Genomic DNA, 19,497 nt, shown 5'->3' with positions numbered 1-19,497 from the left:
CGTGTCCGGGAGAAATCGCCACGACCTGCAACAACCCCGCCCACAGTCCCGAGACGGGCAACCGCGCCGGTGAACAACAAACGTCGACAACCCCGAGTACCGTGGACAACTGGTCACCGTGGTGTTTGCCCACTGGTAACCCAGCTATGACACAAACAACACCAGGGAAGTGCGAGGCAGGTCGAATGGGAGGTGGGCAGGGCGTCATGCTCCAACCACAGGTTGATGTGACGGTGGACCCACTACTTCGGACCGCGCACACGCCACCGGCCCGGACCCTCGTCGACATCCTGACCGCGACCGCGCTGACCCATCCCGACGCACCCGCCATCGATGACGGCCAGGTGGTGCTCAGCTACCTCGAGCTCGTCGTCGAGATCGAGAAGACCATGGCCCGGCTCGCCACCGCGGGCGTGCGGCCGGGCGACCGGGTCGGCGTGCGGATGCCGTCGGGCTCCGGGGAGCTCTACCTGACCATCCTCGCCGTCCTGTACGCGGGCGCCGCCTATGTGCCGGTCGACGCCGACGACCCGGACGAACGGGCCCAGCTGGTCTTCGGCGAGGCGCAGGTCACCGCGATCGTCACGGCCGCGGGCATCGAGACGACACCGGCGGGCATCCGGGCCACGGCGGACCAGCCGGCCGACGCGAGCACGAGCACCCTGCCGACCCCCGCCGACGACGCCTGGATCATCTTCACCTCCGGCTCCACCGGAACGCCGAAAGGTGTTGCGGTGACCCATCGCAACGCCGCCGCGTTCGTGGACGCCGAGGCCCGGCTCTTCCTGCCGGACGCCCCGATCGGCCCCGGCGACCGTGTGCTCGCCGGACTCTCCGTCGCCTTCGACGCCTCCTGTGAGGAAATGTGGCTGGCCTGGCGCAACGGCGCCTGCCTGGTGCCCGCTCCGCGCGACCTGGTCCGCACCGGCGCCGATCTCGGCCCGTGGCTGGTGCGCCGGGAGATCAGCATCGTCTCCACCGTGCCGACGCTGGCCGCCACCTGGCCCGCCGAGGCGCTCGACGCGGTCCGTCTGTTGATCTTCGGTGGCGAGGCGGTACCGCCCGAGCTCGCGGAACGCCTTGCCGGAAACGGTGATACGGATCGCGAGGTCTGGAATACGTACGGCCCCACCGAGGCAACGGTGGTCGCCTGTGCCGCATTGCTCGACGGCGCCTGGCCCATCCGGATCGGGCTGCCGCTCGACGGCTGGGATCTCGTGGTGATCGACGCGGCCGGAAACCCGGTGGCCGAGGGCGAATCCGGCGAACTGGTGATCGGCGGCGTCGGCCTGGCCCGCTACCTCGATCCCGCGAAGGACGCCGAGAAGTACGCGCCGCTGCCCTCGGTCGGCTGGGATCGCGCCTACCGCAGCGGCGATCTGGTTCGCAACGACAGCGCGGGCCTGGTCTTCCTCGGCCGCGCCGACGACCAGATCAAGCTCGGCGGCCGCCGCATCGAACTCGGCGAGATCGACAACGCGCTGCAGCACCTGCCCGGCGTCACCGGCGCCGCCGCCGCGATCCGAACGACCAAGGCGGGCAACAAGATCCTGGTCGGCTACCTCGCGGGCACCGGCCCCGATTTCGACAGCAAGGCGGCCAGAGCCCAACTCGCCGAACAGCTTCCGGCGCCACTGGTGCCCCGGCTCGCCGTGGTCGACGAACTACCCACCCGCACCTCGGGCAAGGTCGACCGCAACGCGCTGCCCTGGCCGCTGCCGAACAACCCCGAGGACGACGAGAGCGATCTCACCGGCACCGCGCAATGGGTTGCCGGACTGTGGGATTCGGTGCTCGGCGGCGAGGTCACCGACCTCGATGCCGACTTCTTCGACCTGGGCGGCGGCTCGCTGGCCGCGGCGCAGATGGTCACCGCACTGCGTGCGCGTTATCCACAGATCACCGTCGCCGACCTCTACGACCATCCTCGCCTCGGCGCGCTGGTGGAACTGCTGGAGCAGAGCACACCGGCCGTCGCCGTCGAGGAGCGCGTGGTGCGCCCGACGCCGCGGCCCGCCCAGTGGGCGCAGGTGCTGGCCACCATTCCGCTCACCACGCTCACCGGCCTGCAGTGGCTCACCTGGCTGGCCATCGTCGGCAATGTCGCGGCCTGGTCCGGCTCGCTGCCGTGGCTGCCGCAGTTGTCCTGGTGGTGGACGCTGGTGGCGTTCCTGCTCTTCATCTCACCCCCCGGCCGGATGGCGATCTGCGTGGCAGGCGCTCGGCTGCTGCTGCGCGGCGTCACGCCCGGCCGGTATCCGCGCGGCGGCTCGGTGCACCTGCGGCTGTGGGCCGCGGTACGCCTGTCCGAGGCGAGCGGCGCGGAAAACCTCTCCGGCGCACCGTGGATGGTGCCGTTCGCGCGGGCGCTCGGCGCCAAGGTCGGCAAGGGCGTCGACCTGCACACCCTCCCGCCGGTGACCGGCATGCTCGAACTGGGCGACGGCTGCAGCGTGGAACCCGAGGTCGACCTGTCCGGCTACTGGATCGACGGCGACGTCGTGCAGATCGGCCCGGTCACCGTCGGACCCGGCGCGGTGGTCGGCTCTCGATCGATCCTGTTGCCCGGCACCAGAATCGGCAAGAACGCCGAGGTAGCCCCGGGCTCCGCGGTGTCCGGCAAGGTCAAGGCAGAGCAGGAGTGGGCGGGCTCGCCCGCCGCGAAAATCGGTAAGGCGCACCATCGCTGGCCCGGGCACACGCCCGATCGCGCCGCACACTGGGTGGCGATCTTCGGCGTCACCTCGATAGCCTTGGCCGCGGTGCCGATCCTCGGACTCGGCGCGGGCGGTCTCTTCATCGCCTGGTTCATCCGCGACACCCGCACGCTCGCGGGCGGTTTGGGCCGCGCCTTCGCCATCCTGCCGGTCGCCACGCTGCTCAGCCTCGCGGTCTACGCGGCGATCACCATCATCTTGGTACGACTGCTGAGCTTCCGGTTGCGCGAGGGTTATCACCCGGTACGCAGCCGGACCGGCTGGCAGGTCTGGTCCACCGAGCGCCTGCTGGATTCCGCCCGCACCTTCCTGTTCCCGCTCTACGCGAGCCTGCTCACGCCGACGTGGCTGCGCCTGCTGGGCGCGAAGATCGGCAAGGGCGTCGAGGCGTCCACGGTGTTGCTGCTGCCCAAATTCACCACGGTCGCCGACGGCGCGTTCCTGGCCGACGACACCATGATCGCCAGCTACGAACTCGGCGGCGGCTGGCTGCGCATCGGCGAGGCGAAGGTCGGCAAGCGCGCGTTCCTCGGCAACTCCGGCATGACCGCGCCCGGCCGCCGGGTGCCGAAAAACGGTCTGGTCGCGGTCCTTTCGGCGGCGCCGTCCAAGTCGAAGGCGGGCTCGTCCTGGCTGGGCAGCCCGCCCGTGCGATTGCGCCGCGCGCCGGAAAGTTCGGACACCGCACGCACCTTCGATCCGCCGCCGAAGCTGCGGATCGCGCGCGGCATCGTCGAGACCTGCCGCCTGATCCCGGTGCTGGTGACCTTCGCCATCGGGCTCGGCGTGCTGTTCACCCTCGCCTGGCTCGCGCAGAGCCTCGGCCATCTGCCCACCGCACTGCTCAGCGGCTTCGTGCTGCTGGCCGCCGGCGCGCTCGCCGGCGCGAGCTCGGTGGCCGCGAAGTGGTTGCTGATCGGCCGGATTCGCGCCGAGGAGCATCCGCTGTGGAGTTCGTTCGTGTGGCGTAACGAGGTGTCCGACACCTTCGTGGAAACCGTTGCCGCGCCGTGGTTCGCGCGCGCCGCGACGGGTACACCGGTGCTGAACCTGTGGCTTCGCGGACTCGGTGCCAAGATCGGCCGCGGGGTATGGTGCGAGTCCTATTGGCTACCGGAGGCGGACCTGGTGACACTCGGTGACGGCGCGACCGTGGAGCGCGGCTGCGTGGTGCAGACCCATCTCTTCCACGACCGCATCATGTCCATGGACACGGTCACCCTCGGCGCGGGTGCCACACTCGGCCCGCACTGCGTCGCGCTGCCCGCCTCGACCATCGGCGAGGGCGCGACCATCGGCCCCGCCTCGCTGGTGATGCGCGGCGACACCGTTCCCCCGTCCACTCGCTGGTGGGGCAACCCGATCGCGCCTTGGTTCGGAGGCGACCCGGGAGCGGCCCGCTGATGCCGGGGAAGTTCTACGAAGCACCGATCGACGAATACCTGCCGCAGAACGGAAATCGGGGCTACCGGGTATCGCGATACGAGCTCGACCTCACCTACAAGGTGGCGAGCAACCGATTGGCCGGTCGCGCCGAGATCACCGCGGTGACCACCGCCGTGCAGCCGCGCTTCTCGCTCGATCTGTCCCAGGCGCTCACCGTGTCCAAGGTGTTCGTCAACGGCGCCAAGGCCGCGAAGTACACCCATCAGCGCGGCAAGCTGGTGATCACGCCGCAGCAACGCATTCCGGCGGGCGGTGTGCTCTCGCTGGTGGTTCAGTACGGCGGCATCCCGCGCCCGGTGCGCGGCCCGTGGGGCGCGGTCGGCTGGGAAGAGCTCACCGAGGGCGCGCTGGTGGCCAGCCAGCCCAACGGCGCGGCGTCCTGGTTCCCCTGTGACGACCACCCGAGTTCCAAAGCCAGCTACCGGATTTCGATCACCACCGACAGTCCGTACTACGCGCTGGCCAACGGCACCCTGCTGCGCAAGCAGGTCAAGGCCAGCCAGACCACCTGGGTGTATGAGCAGGCCGAGCCGATGGCCACCTATCTGGCGACCATCCAGGTCGGGCCGTATCAGAAGCACCGCATCGTCGCCCCGCCCAACTCGGTGCCGATGCATGCCGTCGCCCCGGTCCGGTTGCGCGCCAACTTCGAGCACGACTTCGCGCGCCAGCCGCAGATGATGGCGATCTTCACCGAACGGTTCGGGCCCTATCCGTTCGAGGGTTACACCGTGGTCGTCACCGACGACGATCTGGAGATCCCGATCGAGGCACAGGGCATTTCCATCTTCGGCGCCAACCACTGCGACGGCAGACGCGGCGCGGAACGGCTGGTCGCACACGAGTTGGCGCATCAGTGGTTCGGCAACAGCCTCACCATCCGGCAGTGGCGCGATATCTGGCTACACGAAGGCTTCGCCTGTTACGCCGAATGGATCTGGTCCGAGGAGGCGGGCGGCCCGACCGCCGACCAGCTCGCGCGTGCGGCCCGGCACAATCTGTCCAGGCAGCCGCAGGACATCGCCGTCGGCGATCCGGGACCGCAGCACATGTTCGACGATCGGGTCTACAAGCGCGGCGCGCTCACGCTGCACGCGTTGCGGCTGGAACTGGGCGATCTCGGATTCTACGATCTGTTGCGGGAGTGGACGATTCGCTACCGGCACGGCTCGGTGAGCACCGAGGAGTTCACCGATCTGGCCGGGCACTACAGCCGGACTCCGCTGCGGTCGCTGTGGGACAGCTGGTTGGTCGAGAAGCCGCTGCCGCAGCTGCCGCCCTCGGCGGCGTAGTTCTGTTCAGAACACCAGGTAGCGCGAGGCGAGTTCTTCGATGAGGGGATCGTCGTCGCCGACGTTGTCGAGGGCCTCGAGATCGGATTCGACCGAGAGCCTGCGGGGATCGTCCTGCTCGTTGTCCGATGCGCCGTCCTCCGCGAGCTGGCGCAAGAGCTTCGAGCGGACACGGTCCTTCAGCGAATCACTCATGACAGCAGCTTGCCTGGTCCGCGGCGGGGACATCACCCGGGCACGCCGGATCGGTTCAGACCGGGGTGAACCAGGTACCCCACGGCGTATTGCGCAATACGGTGTAGACCGTCAGAAGCGCGAAGAAACTCCACATCGTGGTGCGGGAGATCGAAGGCAGGCGCATGCGCTGGCCGCGCCAGGCGCGCAGGGTCCAGTCGCTCACCCACAGCACGAAGGCGAGGACCAGCGGAATCGCAAGCAGGTTGCTGTGCACCGCGTCCAGCAGATGGCCGTCGGTCAGGTTGTGCACAGCACGCATGCCGCCGCAGCCGGGACACCACCATCCGGTCAGCGCGTAGACCGGGCACACGCCGTAGGAACCGTCGACGTGTGGGTCACGCACATGCAGCAACACCCCGATTCCGATGCCGACACCCGCCACCAGCAGCGGCACTCCGACACCACGCACACCGGGCTTGGTCGGTGCTGATTCCTGCTGCGCCGCCGGTTCCGGTGCCACGTGCGTGCTGTCCACAGCACCAACGGTAACTGCGCGCCGCCGGTCACCGCCATACCGATGGCCCGGTCTAGTCGGGCTGTGCGAAGCGCAGGGTATTGCCGGAGGGGTCGATCAACTCGAATCCGGGACCGCCCGGCCCGTCCTCGGGCGGTCCCGGCTTGGCGTAGCGGTACTCCTTGCCTGCCAGCTCGGCATGCCAGGCCTTGATATCGGCCACCGCGATCCACACCACGGTGCCCGGCGTACCGTCGCCGTGATGCTCACTGAGGTGGAATTTCGCCGCGCCCCGTGAGACCTCGGCGTACAGCGGAAAGTCATCGCCGAACCGGTGCTCCCAGTCGACGGTGAAACCCAGGTAGTCGCAATAGAACTCGTACGCCCGCGCGACATCGAACATGCGCAATACGGGGACGGGTGCTGCGAAGCCGATCGCATCGGAAGCCACCCGACGATCATCGCACCGGGGTCGGACACGACCGAATATTTTGGCTATTTTCGCAGGTAGAGTATGATTTCTGTTGTGGATGCCGCTGGTTTCACCCGGCTCGACGGATTCGCGATCACCGCGACTCGCAGGCTCGATTTCGGGCATGTGGGACACTGGTCGGCACCCAAGCATCACGATCTCGACGACGACAGCGGCCGGATGGTCGCGGTCGAAATCGATCCCGGCGACGGCTCCTCGGTCGTGGTTTTCGTCCGCGCGCCCAATCGCAGCGACGTGCCCAGCGACTTCCATCCGGACGACCAGGTGTGCCTTGTACTCCCCGAAGTGATCGCCGCGCTGTACTCCACCAGCTGAGCGAGTGCGCGGAAACCGTTACTGGATCGCCACTTTCGCGGGCTAACGCAGCCAGCCGGGTGGTGCGATGAAGTGGGCAGAGGCCCATCGCCGACCCGATTTTTTGTGAAAAGAGACGGTGTCACTGCATCGAATTCCGGGTATTCAAGCCAGTGAGCCAGAAGTTCCGCCGCGGCGCGCTTGCACTAGCAAGCACTCAGCTTGCGCTGTACTGTGGCGGCAGACACAAAGGAGTGCCCGATGCTGGTGAAGTCGATGAAGACTTTGGCGGACGCGCGTAATGGCGCCCTGACCGCCGCTTATCGTGCCGGACTGCGTTCACGCACCTTCCGCACCGCGTCGTTGAACGCGCCCACCGCGCCACTCGAGGTCATTCCGGTCACCACCGTCGACGGCACCCGCCTGCGGGTGCACGCCTACGGCCCCGCCGACGGCGACGTGATCGTGCTGATCCACGGCTGGAGTTGCAGCATCGAGTACTGGAATCCGCAGATCAACGCCTTCGCCGACCGGTATCGGGTGGTCTGCTACGACCAGCGCGGCCACGGCGCCAGCGAACTCGGCACCCGCATGCCGAGCCGGGACACCCTCGCCGACGACCTGTCCGCCGTGCTCGACGCCACCCTGCGCCCCGGCCAGCGGGCCGTGCTCGCCGGGCACAGCATGGGTGGCATCACCGTGCAGGCATGGGCAGCTCGCTACCCCGAGCAGGTCACCCGCCGCGCGTCGGCCGCCATCCTGCTGAACACCACCGCAGGCAATATCCGGTACGACACCGACCTGCTGCCCCTGCTGAACAAGCAGCTCACCGTGCAGAACAAGCCGATCACGCTGCTCGGCGCCCCGGTTCGCCTGCCCACCTTCTTCTCGGAGACGGTGCTCACCAGCCCGGTGCCGCTCCCCGGCGGCTGGCTGGTCGGCGCGGTACTCAAGGACCGGGTGATGAGCAAGCACGCCACCGCCGACGAGGTGAACTTCGCCCTCGGCATCGTCCGCTCCTGTCGCCCGCTGGCCCGCGGCAAGCACGCCGCCGCCCTGGCCGACCTCGACGTCAGCGACGGCGCCGCACACCTGACCATCCCCACCACGGTCATCTCCGGCAGCCACGACCGCCTGCTGCCAGAGCGGATGGCCCGCCGCATCGCCGACACCCTGTCCCGCACCGGCCATCTCGCCGCATACCACAGCTGGCCGACCGGCCACCTCGGCAATATCGAGGCCGCCAACCGCTTCAACGCCGAACTAGAGCGGGTAGCCCAGCAGGCCAACCTCCGCACGGCCGTCGCAGGCTGACCCTCGATCGTTCTCCTGGGCCGGTCAACGGCGGCCCAGGAACAGCACCCACGTACCGATTAGTTCGTCGGCTGCCTCGACTGCGCTATCACCACCGACCCCGTCGACCCGGCCCGGATAAACGTCTTCGAACGCACGGTTGTGACACAACATCTTTCGCGAGCTGAACAGCGGGAATCAGTCGAGACCAGCGAGCTTGTCGGACAGGACCGCACGCTCACGGTCGTTGGCGCACAAGGTGATTGCGCGGGTCAGTTCGGCGCGGGCTTCCGAATTCCGGCCCAACCGGACCAGCAGTTCGCCGCGCACGCTCGGCAATAGATGCGAGCCGGATAGCGCTGGGGCGGAGGCCAACTCGTCTACGATCGGTAAGGCCGCCGCCGGTCCCTGCGCCATGGACACGGCAACCGCACGGTTGAGGTCGACCACCGGTGAGGGGGCAAGCCGGCCGAGGGCTTCATACAGCAGCACGATCCGCTCCCACGCCGTCTCCTCGACCGATGGTGCGACAGCATGGCATTCGGCGATCGCGGCTTGCAGTCCGTAGGCGCCGAGACCACGGCCGACCCGACCCGCACGATCCAAGGCCGCGCGGCCACGGCGGATCGCGGCGCGGTCCCAGCGGCGACGGTCCTGCTGCGCCAACAGGACCGGATGCCCGTCCGGGCCGGTGCGCGCGGGAAAACGTGCCGCAGTCAGCTCGAGCAGTGCCAGAAGTCCCTGTGCCTCAGGCTCATTCGGCACCAGCCGGGCGAGCACCCGTGCCAGTCGCTGTGCCTCGCCCGCGAGCTCGGACCGGATCAACTCGCTGCCGGAACTGGCCGAGGACCCCTCGGTGAAGATCAGGTACACGACGTTGAGCACCGAGCCGAGCCGCACGTTCCGCTCCTGTGCCGACGGCACCTCGAACCGCACCTTGGCCGCGGCCAGGGTCTTCTTCGCCCTGGTGATCCGCGCCTGCACGGTCGCCGTCGGCACCAGGCTCGCTTTGGCGATCTCGTCGCTGGTCAGGCCGCCGACCACGCGCAGCGTCAGCGCGACTCGGGCCTCCCTGGACAGCGTCGGGTGACAGGAGATGAACATCAGCGCGAGGATGTCGTCGTCGATCTGGTCCGGATCCCACAGCACGTCGTCGGTGGGATCGGCCGGTTCGCTGCCCGAGACGGCACCGCCCTCGCCCAGGTTGTGGGCGAGGGCGGTGTACCGCTCGTCGAGGGCGGAGCGCCGCCGGAACGCGTCGATGGCTCGCCGCCTGCCGACGGTGAGCAGCCAACCGGCGGGATTGCCCGGCACTCCGTCGCGCGGCCAGGTCACCAGCGCTTCGGCCAGCGCCTCCTGCGCGAGGTCCTCGGCGAGTGAGAAATCACCGGTGTAGCGCGCCAGCGCACCGACGATCCGCGCGGATTCGATCCGCCAGACGGCGGCGACGGCCGCACGACCGGTGTGTTCAGCCATCGCCCGCCGTCCCGTTCAGAGCTGGCCGGTGGCTTCGCGCCACGCCCGCTCCTTCTGAATCCACTCGTTGTCCTGCGGGAATTCGTCGATCGAGGAAACCCGCCTGATCTCGGTCTTGAAGCCGGGCCCGGCGATCGGCATGCGCTTGGCCCACTCGATCGCCTCCTCCTTCGACGCCACATTGAGGATGTAGAAGCCGCCGAACAGTTCCTTGGTCTCACCGTAGGGGCCGTCGGTGACGATCGGCTGCTCCGACGAGTAGTCGACGACCACACCCTCGGCCGGATCCTCGAGCCCCTCGGCCGCGAGCAGCACCCCGGCCCGGATCAGCTCCTCGTTGAACTGCCCCACGATCTCGAGCATCTTCTCGAAGTCGATTTCGCCCATCCCCGCGTACGCCTCGTCCGTCGCGCGCATCACCAGCATGTACTTCATGGTTTCGTCTCCTCGGTTCATCCGGGTCCCCTCTGGACCCTTTCACCCATAGGTCGAACGGGCAGCACCGAAGATCGACACGCCCCCGAAATTCTTTTTTCGCGCATCGAACGGGACGTGGTGGCGGCCACTGCCGCGTGTCACCGCCCTCATGTCCCGTTGGACGAGCTACCGAGCGTCGGCGACGGTCGGCGGGACGTCGGGGTAGCTGATGAGGTGGGCTGGATCGCCGCGGCGGAATGCTCGGCAGGGCGGCGGGCGACTTTGTTGGGAGTCCAGCCAGATAGGTCGAACTCCGTTGCGGCCGAAAATCGGCCTGCAACTGGGAGTGTGGAGCCGCCTGCGAGAATCGAACTCGCGACCTTTTCATTACGAGTGAAGCGCTCTACCGACTGAGCTAAGGCGGCGTGCCTTTCGGCGTGGCGAGTCTATCGTCTTGGGGGGTGGATCGCGAAAACGGGTGGTCACCGGGGGCGGTGTCAGGTGGATTGGGCGGCCATCAGGGCGGCGGCGAGGGCGGCCAGGGCGAAGCGGGGTTTGACGTTGACGTCCAGGGCTTCGCGGCAGGCCAGGACGGCGTCGATGGATTTGAGCAGGCCCTCGGGACGGACGCGGCCGGCCAGGTCGTGGATCTGGTCGGACATGTCGGGGTGGGTGAGGGCGACGCCGGAGCCGTTGCGGGCGGCGCCGAAGCGGACGGCGAGTGCGTCGCGGTAGACACCGGCGACGTCGATGAGGGCGCGGTCGAGCGAGTCGCGGCCGGTGCGGGTGGCGCGCGATTTCTGGCGGCGTTCCAGGTCTTTCAGCACGCCCGCGGAACCGCGGGTGGCGCCCGCCGCGCCCTTGCCGGTGCCGCCCGCGCCCATCGCGGTGGCCAGTTCTTCGCGCTCGCGGTCGTCGCGGCCCGCGCTCATCTGTTTGGCTTCGTCGTCGGCGGCCTTGACCAGTTCATCGGCGGCGGCGTAGGCGGCGCCGGGCTTCGAGGCGGCGGCGACCAAGGCCAGCGCACGCCGGCGACGGGCGCGCGCCTCTTCGTCGGTGGCCAGGCGCCGGGCGCGGCCGACGTGTCCGCCGCTGATCGAGGCGGCCCAGTTCGCGGTCTTCTCGTCGAGCTTGTCGCGTTCCATCAGCACCCGCGCGATGGCGGGCACCGAGGGCGTCACCAGATGCACGTGCCTGCAACGGGAGCGCAGGGTGACCGAGATGTCTTCGGGGTCGACCGACGGCGCGCACAGCAGGAACACGGTCCGGTCCGGCGGCTCCTCGACCACCTTCAGCAGCACGTTGCCCGCGGCCTCGGTCAATCGATCGGCGTCCTCGATGACGACCACCTGCCACCGGCCGGTGCTCGGCCTGCGCGAGGCGATCTGCACGATCTCGCGCATCTCCTTGGTGCTGATGCTCAGCCCCTCCGGGATCACCCGGCGCACGTCGCCGTGCGTGCCCGCCATGGTGGTGGTGCAGGCATGGCAGCGGCCACAGCCCGGCGTGCCGGGATCGGTGCACTGCAACGCGGCCGCAAAGCACAGCGCCGCAACGGATCTGCCCGATCCGGGCGGCCCGGTGAACAGCCACGAATGCGTCATCGCCCCCTGGACGACCTCCGCGCGGGCCGCGACCGAGGCAGTCGTGAGCGCGGACTCGACCGCATCCTGGCCGACCAACCGATCGAAGACACCTGCCACGCCGTACACCCTAGCCGCCCGCACCGACACGGATCGCCCGGTCGGGTGCGCCCGACGCGCACGCGGCTATTGACCGGGCCGACCGCCGGGCGGATCCTCGAGAAGGAGGTGGAATCACCGTGAGAATCCTGTTGATCACCGGCGATGCGGCCGAAGACCTCGAGGTCATGTACCCGTATCAGCGCTTACTCGAAGAGGGCCACGAGGTGCACATCGCGGCTCCCGCCGTCAAGAAGTTGCAGTTCGTGGTGCACGACTTCGTCGACGGCTTCGATACCTACACCGAAAAGGCCGGGCACAGTTGGCCCGCCGACGTCGCGTTCGCCGACGTCGATCCGGCCGCCTACGACGCGTTGGTCGTGCCGGGCGGCCGGGCACCGGAGTACCTGCGCAACAACCCGGACTGTCAGCGCCTGGCGCGGCACTTCGCGGAGGCGGGCAAACCCATCGCCGCGCTGTGCCACGGACCGCTGATCCTCGCTGCCGCAGGCGTTTTGGTCGGCCGGTCGTGCAGCGCGTACCCGGCCTTGGCCCCGGATATCGAGGCGGCCGGGGCCAAGTTCGTGGACAGCGAGGCCTACGTCGACGAGAACATCGTGACGGGCCGAGCCTGGCCCGATCATCCCGCGTGGATGCGCGAATTCCTCAGGGTGCTGGGCAAATAGCGCGAAATCCGGTCGCGGGCCGGGCCGACCGCCCGACCCGCGAACTCAAGAATTCCCGACGCCGGTCTTCTTCGCCGCCGTCTTCTGCGCGGCGGTCTTCTTGGCGACCGTCTTGGTGGTCGTCGACTTGGCGGCCGTCGCCTTCTTGGCGGCGGTCTTCTTCGCCGCAGTCTTCTTGGCGGGCGCCTTCTTCGCCGCCGCCTTCTTCTTCACCGGTCCACGCGCCCGGCGATCGGCGAGCAGCTCCATCGCCCGCTCCGGGGTTATCGACTCGATCTCGTCGCCCTTGCGCAGCGTGGCATTGGTCTCACCGTCGGTGACGTACGGACCGAAACGCCCGTCCTTGATCACCATCGGCTGGCCGGAGGCCGAGTCATTGCCCAACTCGCGCAACGGCGCCGCGGCGGACGCCTGCCGCCCGCGCCGCTTCGGCTCGGCGTAGATTTTCAGCGCCTCGTCGAGCGTGACATCGAAGATCTGATCCTCGCTGGTGAGCGAACGAGAGTCGGTGCCCTTCTTCAGATATGGGCCGTAGCGGCCGTTCTGCGCGGTGATCTCCTCGCCGGAGGCCGGATCCGCGCCGACCACGCGCGGCAACGACAGCAGCTTGAGCGCGTCGTCGAGCGTGACGGAGGCCAGGTCCATCGACTTGAACAGCGACCCGGTGCGCGGCTTGGGCGCGGCCGCCTTCTTCGCCGTCTTCTTGGCGGGCGCGGCCGTCTCCTCGGCGGCGGGCTCGGGCAGCACCTCGGTGACGTACGGGCCGAAACGTCCTTCCTTGGCGACGATTTCGTGCCCGGACGTCGGATCCGTGCCCAGCGAGCGACCCTCCTGCGGCGTCGAGAACAGCTTCTCGGCGACCTCGATGGTCAGCTCGTCCGGCGGCAGATCGTCGGGCAGGTTGGCCCGCTGCGAGATCGAATTGCCTTCCGGGTCATCGGGATTGACGACCATCCGCTCCAGGTAAGGCCCATACCTGCCGACCCGGACGACGACGTCGCGCCCCTCTTCGTCGGCAAACAGCTTGATGGAGTTGATCTCTCGCGCGTCGATGTCGTCGAGCCGCTCGCCGACCATCTTCTTCAGCCCGCCCGAGCGGGCCACCGAGCCCTCGGCACCGGTCTCGCCGCCGAAATAGAAGCTGGAGAGCCAACTTCCGCGCTGCTCGCGGCCACCGGCGATGGCGTCGAGGTCGTCCTCCATGCCCGCGGTGAAGTCGAAGTCGACCAGTCGGCCGAAATGCTCTTCCAGCAAACCGATCACGGCGAACGCCACCCACGACGGCACCAGCGCGCTGCCGCGCTTGTACACATAGCCGCGGTCGAGAATCGTCTTGATGATCGACGCGTACGTCGAAGGCCGGCCGATGCCGAGTTCTTCGAGCGTCTTGATGAGCGAGGCTTCGGTGTATCTCGCGGGCGGATTCGTGCTGTGCCCATCGGGATTCAGCTCGACCGCGGTGACGCCCTGGCCCTCGGCGAGCGCGGGCAGCCTGGACTCGGCGTCGTCGGATTGACCGCCCGCCTCCTCGTCCACGCTCTCCACGTAGGCCTTGAGGAAGCCCGCGAAGGTGATGGTGCGACCGGACGCGGAGAACACGCATTCCTCGCCGGTGGCCGCGGTGCCGGTGATGCGCAGGGTCAGCGTGGTGCCCCTGGCGTCGGCCATCTGCGAGGCGACGGTGCGCTGCCAGATCATCTCGTAGAGCCGGAACTCGTCGTTGTCCAGCCGCGCGTGCAACTGGCCCGGCGTGGCGAAGGTGTCGCCGGCCGGGCGGATCGCCTCGTGTGCCTCCTGCGCGTTCTTCACCTTGCGGGTGTACTGCCGCGGTGTCGGGTGCACGTACTCGGTGCCGTAGAGCTGCGTCGCCTGCGAACGGGCCGCGGCGATCGCCGACTCCGACAGCGTGGTCGAGTCGGTACGCATATAGGTGATGTAGCCGTTTTCGTACAGCCGCTGCGCGACCCGCATCGTGCGCTCGGAGTTGAAGCGCAGCTTGCGCCCGGCCTCCTGCTGCAGCGTCGAGGTCATGAACGGCGGATACGGCTTGCGGGTGTACGGCTTGGCCTCGGCGGAGGAGACCACCAGATCGGCGCCGTCGAGCGCCTGTGCCAGGCGGTGCGCGTAGGCCTCGTCCAGCACGACCACCCCGGAGGCGGTCTTGAGCTGGCCGTCCGAGCTGAAGTCGCGACCGGTCGCGACGCGCGCGCCCGCCACGTTCACCAGCCGCGCCCCGAAGGTCCGCGGGTTACTGGTGTCACCGTCTTCGCCCGGGCCCGCATCGAGTTTCGCGGCGATATCCCAGTATTCGGCCGAACGGAACGCCATCCGCTCGCGTTCGCGCTGGACGATCACCCTGGTGGCAACCGACTGCACCCGGCCCGCCGAGAGCCGGGGCATGACCTTCTTCCACAGCACCGGACTGACTTCGTAGCCGTACAGCCGGTCCAGGATGCGGCGGGTCTCCTGCGCGTCGACCAGATCGTTGTCGAGGTCTCGCGTGTCGGCCGCGGCCGCCTGGATGGCGGGCTCGGTGATCTCGTGGAACACCATCCGCCGGACCGGGACCTTGGGCTTGAGCGTCTCCAGCAGGTGCCAGGCGATCGCCTCGCCCTCCCGGTCGGGGTCGGTGGCGAGATAGAGCTCGTCGGCGTCCTTCAGCAAGCTCTTGAGCTCGGCGACCTTGGCCTTCTTATCGGGGCTCACCACATAGATGGCCTCGAAGTCGTGGTCCACGTCGACGCCGAGGCGCGCCCAGGACTCACCCTTGTATTTGGCGGGAACGTCCGCCGCCCCCCGTGGCAAGTCCCGGATATGGCCCACCGAGGCCTCGACCGTGTAGTTACGGCCTAGGTAGGGCGCTATCTTTCGGGCCTTGGTTGGGGACTCGACGATCACGAGACGACGCAGGGGACGGCCCTGGTCGGCTGCACCGCGGTCTCGTGTTGCCACCGGCGAATACACCTTTCCTGTCGACCCGCGCTGACGCTTTTCGGCGCTGTGCGCGGCTGGGGCAAGCGGGGACGACGGCTGGGCGTCGCCACCAGACACGTTTATACCTTGACGCTACGTGTGGTCGAGTGCTTGCGACTTGAACCACAGAGCGTACGCGCGTCACTGCGAATCAGTATGCCTTGTGTTCAGGCCTCGGCTGCGCCACGGCGTGTTCACAACGCCCTGACCTGAGTCGCGGGGTGTGTCTTTGCCCTAGATATAGCTCGTCCCCCACCTCCGGGTTACCGGCGGTGAGGGACGAGTGTTGGATGGCGTCGCTCAGCTGAGCGCGCGAACTCCGGTGGCCTGCGGGCCCTTGGTGCCCTGGCCGACCTCGAACTCGACCTTCTGGTTCTCTTCGAGGGTGCGGAAGCCCGAACCCTGAATTTCGGAGTAGTGGACGAAGACGTCAGCGGAGCCGTCCTCGGGCGCGATGAAGCCGAACCCCTTCTCCGCGTTGAACCACTTCACAGTTCCCTGTGCCATTCTGTTCCTTCTCTTTTCTTACCGGAACGGCGGACAACTGGGTTCGTCCACCGGGCCCGTTCCGACCGCTGTACTGTTGGTTCCCCCTGCAGGAAAGCACCAAGCACACCGTTCGCAACATCGATCCTGCTGACGGTTTGGACTTTGGATCCGACCCTCGAACACAGAAGCTTGCGACCAGGAACCAGTGAACCATGTCTCCGAGCAATTCAACAGTCGAGTTACCGACAATTTGCAAAAAAGTTGATCTTGCGAATGCGCAGGTGAGGGACACAATGCCAGAATCCAGACTTGAGGTTCGTTTGCCTCCCGATAACCGAGTGGGCGTATGGCAAACAGCCTGTGACCCAGGTCGCTATTTGGTATCGAATTGGCAGGTAGGGCTTCCTAACCGCGCACGTTTCACACTTTCTCAGCGTGTCGCGGCGCGCGCCGCATGAATCCGACGAACTCGACCGCCCGTGCGGCCCTCCCTGACGACCTCAGCTATGGGACATCGTTGCTGAATCGTGTCCTAGCCGGCGCACCCGCTGACGACCCTCGGCTAACCCATGTCGTCGAGCTACCCGCACGCGCCGCCGCGGTCACCACCTGGCCCGATTGGACATCGCCAGAGGTGATCTCGGCATTACAGGACACCGGGGTGGCCGCGCCGTGGAGTCATCAGACCCGCACCGCCGACCTCGCCTTCGGCGGCGCCAACGTCGTGGTCAGCACCGGCACGGCGTCCGGTAAGTCGATGGGATATCAGCTGCCGGTATTGACCGCGCTGCGCGAAGACCCACGTGCCACCGCTATTTATCTGTCACCGACCAAAGCACTCGGCGCCGATCAGCTGCGCGCCGTCGGCGCACTGACCCACGAGGGACCACTGCGCGATATTCATCCGGCGACCTATGACGGCGATACGCCCGCCGAGATCAGGCAGTGGGTCCGGGCGAACGCGCGCTGGGTTTTCACCAATCCCGACATGCTGCATCTCGGCATCCTGCGCTCGCATCAGCGCTGGGCGCGGGTGCTGCGCAGGCTGCGGTACATCGTCGTCGACGAATGCCATGCCTATCGCGGCGTTTTCGGTTCGCACGTGGCGCTGGTGCTGCGCAGGTTGCGCCGGATCGCCGCGCGGTACGGCGCCGACCCGGTGTTCGTGCTGTGTTCGGCCACCACGGCGGAGCCCGCGGCCGCCGCGTCCCGGTTGATCGGAGCGCCGTGCGTCGCGGTCACCGAGGACGGGTCGCCGCAGGGGCCGCGCACCGTCGCGTTGTGGGAGCCGCCCCTGCTCACCACGGTGACCGGCGAAAACGGCGCACCGGTCCGGCGGGCGGCCACCACGGAGGCCGCGCGGATCATGGCCGACCTGGTGGTCGAGGGCGCGCGGACGCTGACCTTCGTGCGGTCGCGGCGGGCCGCCGAGCTCACCGCGATGGACGCGCGGCGGCTGCTCAGCGATATCGATCCGAGCCTTGCCGAGCGGGTTGCCGCCTATCGGGCCGGGTATCTGGCCGAGGATCGGCGCGCGCTGGAGACGGCGCTGTCGGACGGTTCGCTGCTCGGCGCGGCGACCACCAACGCGCTCGAGCTCGGGGTCGATATCGCCGGACTCGATGCCGTGGTGATCTGCGGTTTTCCCGGGACGGTCGCGTCGTTCTGGCAGCAGGCCGGGCGGGCGGGGCGGCGCACCCAGGGATCGTTGGTGCTGCTGGTGGCCAGGGACGATCCGCTGGACACCTACCTTGTGCACCATCCGGAGGCGCTGCTGGACAAGCCCGTCGAGGCCACCATCACCGATCCGCGTAACCCCTATGTACTGGGTCCGCAATTGCTCTGCGCCGCGTTGGAACTGCCGCTCACCGATGTCGAGGTGGACGAACTCGGCGCTCGCGAGGTGCTCACCGGCCTGGCCGAGAAGGGGCTGATCAGGCGGCGCGTGGCCGCGGGCGGCGAGGAGCGCGGGCGCTGGTACGTCACGGCGGAAACACAGCCGCACGACGCCGTCGATGTCCGCGGCGGGATCGGCACGCCGGTGGCCATCGTGGACGGAGAGACCGGCAGATTGCTCGGCACCGCCGATGCCGGGCGGGCACCCGCGACGCTGCATCAGGGCGCGGTGCACCTGCATCAAGGCGATACCTATGTGGTCGACGAGCTGGATCTCGAGGACGGTGTCGCGTTCGTGCACGGCGCCGAGCCCGGGTGGACCACCAGCGCTCGGTCGGTCACCTCGATCGCCATCGACGCGATGACCGACCAGCGCCGCCACGGCCACGTGACGACCGCATTGGCGCAGGTCAGGGTGACCAGTCAGGTGGTCGGGTATTTGCGGACCCTGGTCACCGGCGAGGTGCTCGACCTGGTCGAGCTCGACATGCCCGAGCACACGCTGCCGACCAGGGCGGTGCTGTACACGGTCAGCCCGGAGTTGTTGGCGCTGGCCGGAATCGACGCGGCGGACGTGCCGGGCGCGCTGCATGCCGCCGAGCACGCGGCGATCGGGCTGTTGCCGCTGGTGGCGACCTGTGACCGGTGGGATATCGGCGGGGTTTCCACCGCCGAACACCCGGATACCGGGCTGCCGACGGTATTCGTCTACGACGGCCAGCCGGGCGGGGCCGGGTTCGCCGAGCGCGGGTTCGCTCAGCTGCAGCGCTGGCTCTCGGCGACCCTCGCCGTCATCGAGTCTTGCGCCTGCGCTGCGGGCTGTCCGTCCTGCGTACAGTCACCCAAGTGCGGAAACGGGAACCATCCGCTCGACAAGGCCTGCGCCGCACGGTTACTCACCGCGGTGCTGGCCGAGCTGTCGGTCAGGTGACGGGCCGAGCCCGGTCCGTGACGGTGCCGAGCTCGGCGCGTGCTCAAATAGCGACCTGACCTGGGCAGTTACCGGTGCAGGCGGCTGACGCCGTTGCGGACCACGGTCCGGGCAAGGCGGCCGAATAAAGAGGAATGTATTCATGTTAACTGCGCTATTGCCACATCGCCGCCTGCGTACATGCGCATTCATTCGATTCTTTATCCGCGTACCAGCGGACAATTGTGCCGTCTGAAATTATTTGGCCAGGGTATTGCCAATTTCCGCCAATCTCGACAACGCCGGAAGTGCGGGTCCGCACTTAGGTTTCTCTCAGTCTTCTACCGGTCCGGCGCGCGCGACCGCGCGCACCATGCGTACTCCTAACAGACCTATTGGTACATTCCTGTTAACAATCACAGTTGCGTCCCACTCGGCGACTTCACACGCTTCCATCCGCACCGCCATCCGCCGCGCAACCGCACCCGCCTCGGCACACCCCGCATCGCCTCCTTCGGCCAATGCCCCGGCCGCCGCGAGCGCCGCCAAATCCGCGGCCGCCTGCGCCCGATGCCGAGTGACAACCACCACACCCACCTGCCCCACCATCAACGTCCCCGCGATAAGCCCGGCCAGCGCAAGACACGCAAACACCGTCGCCGCCCCACCGTCACCCCGAAGTCTCCCCAGTGCACCCACCCGGCCACCACGATCCGGCCAGCGATGCCTAGACAACGGCCGA

General features: G+C 68.1%; 15 protein-coding genes and 1 tRNA gene. 6 read left to right on the top strand and 10 right to left on the bottom strand.

What is annotated here, in order from left to right:
- The first annotated feature begins 206 nt into the window (after positions 1-206).
- Together ACFWF1_RS05110 and ACFWF1_RS05105 are read left to right on the top strand one after the other, a co-directional pair.
- Entirely contained in the window at positions 207-4,121 is a 3,915-nt protein-coding gene (locus ACFWF1_RS05110) for a Pls/PosA family non-ribosomal peptide synthetase (protein WP_379281936.1), read from the top strand.
- A complete protein-coding gene (locus ACFWF1_RS05105; RefSeq protein ID WP_379281935.1) occupies positions 4,121-5,455 on the top strand; it encodes a M1 family metallopeptidase in 1,335 nt (444 codons plus the stop codon). The genes ACFWF1_RS05110 and ACFWF1_RS05105 overlap by 1 nt, the downstream gene beginning before the upstream one ends.
- 6 nt (positions 5,456-5,461) lie before the next feature.
- On the opposite strand, the gene ACFWF1_RS05100 is transcribed toward ACFWF1_RS05105, so the two are convergent.
- From ACFWF1_RS05100 to ACFWF1_RS05090, 3 genes are read right to left on the bottom strand one after another with little or no spacing between them, the layout of a single operon-like run.
- Complete coding sequence (locus ACFWF1_RS05100; RefSeq protein ID WP_379281934.1) at positions 5,462-5,650, bottom strand: hypothetical protein; 189 nt, start codon at positions 5,648-5,650, stop codon at positions 5,462-5,464.
- A gap of 55 nt (positions 5,651-5,705) precedes the next feature.
- A complete protein-coding gene (locus ACFWF1_RS05095; RefSeq protein WP_379281933.1) occupies positions 5,706-6,167 on the bottom strand; it encodes a DUF2752 domain-containing protein in 462 nt (153 codons plus the stop codon).
- A 52-nt stretch (positions 6,168-6,219) separates the two neighbouring features.
- Positions 6,220-6,597: a glyoxalase superfamily protein gene (locus ACFWF1_RS05090; RefSeq protein ID WP_379281932.1), complete on the bottom strand. Its 378-nt coding sequence runs from the start codon at positions 6,595-6,597 to the stop codon at positions 6,220-6,222.
- A gap of 75 nt (positions 6,598-6,672) precedes the next feature.
- Here ACFWF1_RS05090 and ACFWF1_RS05085 point away from each other — a divergent pair, with 75 nt between their 5' ends.
- The gene (locus tag ACFWF1_RS05085) at positions 6,673-6,954 is read left to right on the top strand and encodes a hypothetical protein (RefSeq protein ID WP_379281931.1); all 282 of its coding nucleotides are present in this window, start codon (positions 6,673-6,675) and stop codon (positions 6,952-6,954) included.
- 240 nt (positions 6,955-7,194) lie between these two features.
- Positions 7,195-8,247 carry an alpha/beta fold hydrolase gene (locus ACFWF1_RS05080; RefSeq protein WP_379281930.1) on the top strand — a complete coding sequence of 351 codons (1,053 nt, stop codon included), beginning with the start codon at positions 7,195-7,197 and terminating at the stop codon, positions 8,245-8,247.
- 177 nt (positions 8,248-8,424) lie between these two features.
- Here the strand turns inward: ACFWF1_RS05080 and ACFWF1_RS05075 are convergent, their stop codons facing one another.
- The 4 genes from ACFWF1_RS05075 to ACFWF1_RS05060 form a co-directional block, all read right to left on the bottom strand.
- A complete protein-coding gene (locus tag ACFWF1_RS05075) occupies positions 8,425-9,702 on the bottom strand; it encodes an RNA polymerase sigma factor (RefSeq protein WP_379281929.1) in 1,278 nt (425 codons plus the stop codon).
- Positions 9,703-9,717: 15 nt separating this feature from the next.
- A complete protein-coding gene (locus ACFWF1_RS05070; protein WP_379282319.1) occupies positions 9,718-10,137 on the bottom strand; it encodes a YciI family protein in 420 nt (139 codons plus the stop codon).
- A gap of 331 nt (positions 10,138-10,468) precedes the next feature.
- A tRNA-Thr gene (locus tag ACFWF1_RS05065) sits at positions 10,469-10,544 on the bottom strand.
- A 72-nt stretch (positions 10,545-10,616) separates the two neighbouring features.
- The gene (locus tag ACFWF1_RS05060) at positions 10,617-11,822 is read right to left on the bottom strand and encodes a DNA polymerase III subunit delta' (protein WP_379281928.1); all 1,206 of its coding nucleotides are present in this window, start codon (positions 11,820-11,822) and stop codon (positions 10,617-10,619) included.
- 119 nt (positions 11,823-11,941) lie between these two features.
- On the opposite strand from ACFWF1_RS05060, the gene ACFWF1_RS05055 reads away from it, so the two are divergent.
- Complete coding sequence (locus ACFWF1_RS05055; protein ID WP_379281927.1) at positions 11,942-12,487, top strand: DJ-1/PfpI family protein; 546 nt, start codon at positions 11,942-11,944, stop codon at positions 12,485-12,487.
- A gap of 45 nt (positions 12,488-12,532) precedes the next feature.
- Here ACFWF1_RS05055 and topA read toward each other — a convergent pair whose 3' ends face one another.
- Both topA and ACFWF1_RS05045 read right to left on the bottom strand, forming a co-directional pair.
- On the bottom strand, positions 12,533-15,439 hold the full coding sequence (topA, locus tag ACFWF1_RS05050; RefSeq protein WP_379281926.1) for a type I DNA topoisomerase: 2,907 nt from the start codon (positions 15,437-15,439) through the stop codon (positions 12,533-12,535).
- 321 nt (positions 15,440-15,760) lie between these two features.
- Positions 15,761-15,967, bottom strand: a complete 207-nt coding sequence (locus tag ACFWF1_RS05045; protein ID WP_011206895.1) for a cold-shock protein — start codon at positions 15,965-15,967, stop codon at positions 15,761-15,763.
- A 436-nt stretch (positions 15,968-16,403) separates the two neighbouring features.
- Here ACFWF1_RS05045 and ACFWF1_RS05040 point away from each other — a divergent pair, with 436 nt between their 5' ends.
- Positions 16,404-18,776: a DEAD/DEAH box helicase gene (locus ACFWF1_RS05040; protein WP_379281925.1), complete on the top strand. Its 2,373-nt coding sequence runs from the start codon at positions 16,404-16,406 to the stop codon at positions 18,774-18,776.
- A gap of 312 nt (positions 18,777-19,088) precedes the next feature.
- Here the strand turns inward: ACFWF1_RS05040 and ACFWF1_RS05035 are convergent, their stop codons facing one another.
- Positions 19,089-19,454 carry an Rv3654c family TadE-like protein gene (locus ACFWF1_RS05035; protein WP_379281924.1) on the bottom strand — a complete coding sequence of 122 codons (366 nt, stop codon included), beginning with the start codon at positions 19,452-19,454 and terminating at the stop codon, positions 19,089-19,091.
- Between the last annotated feature and the right edge of the window lie 43 nt (positions 19,455-19,497).

This window comes from Nocardia sp. NPDC060255 (genome assembly GCF_042727395.1).
Classification (GTDB): Bacteria; Actinomycetota; Actinomycetes; order Mycobacteriales; family Mycobacteriaceae; genus Nocardia.
The sequence above is the reverse complement of the archived record's forward strand: the minus strand, read 5'-3'. Positions and strand labels throughout refer to the sequence as shown.

Excerpts from the sequence above, each read along its gene's own strand:
- ACFWF1_RS05110 (WP_379281936.1), top strand. The coding sequence starts at position 207 with ATGCTCCAACCACAGGTTGATGTGACGGTGGACCCACTACTTCGGACC.
- ACFWF1_RS05105 (WP_379281935.1), top strand. The coding sequence starts at position 4,121 with ATGCCGGGGAAGTTCTACGAAGCACCGATCGACGAATACCTGCCGCAG.
- ACFWF1_RS05100 (WP_379281934.1), bottom strand. The coding sequence starts at position 5,650 with ATGAGTGATTCGCTGAAGGACCGTGTCCGCTCGAAGCTCTTGCGCCAG.
- ACFWF1_RS05080 (WP_379281930.1), top strand. The coding sequence starts at position 7,195 with ATGCTGGTGAAGTCGATGAAGACTTTGGCGGACGCGCGTAATGGCGCC.
- ACFWF1_RS05075 (WP_379281929.1), bottom strand. The coding sequence starts at position 9,702 with ATGGCTGAACACACCGGTCGTGCGGCCGTCGCCGCCGTCTGGCGGATC.
- ACFWF1_RS05070 (WP_379282319.1), bottom strand. The coding sequence starts at position 10,137 with ATGAAGTACATGCTGGTGATGCGCGCGACGGACGAGGCGTACGCGGGG.
- ACFWF1_RS05045 (WP_011206895.1), bottom strand. The coding sequence starts at position 15,967 with ATGGCACAGGGAACTGTGAAGTGGTTCAACGCGGAGAAGGGGTTCGGC.
- ACFWF1_RS05040 (WP_379281925.1), top strand. The coding sequence starts at position 16,404 with ATGAATCCGACGAACTCGACCGCCCGTGCGGCCCTCCCTGACGACCTC.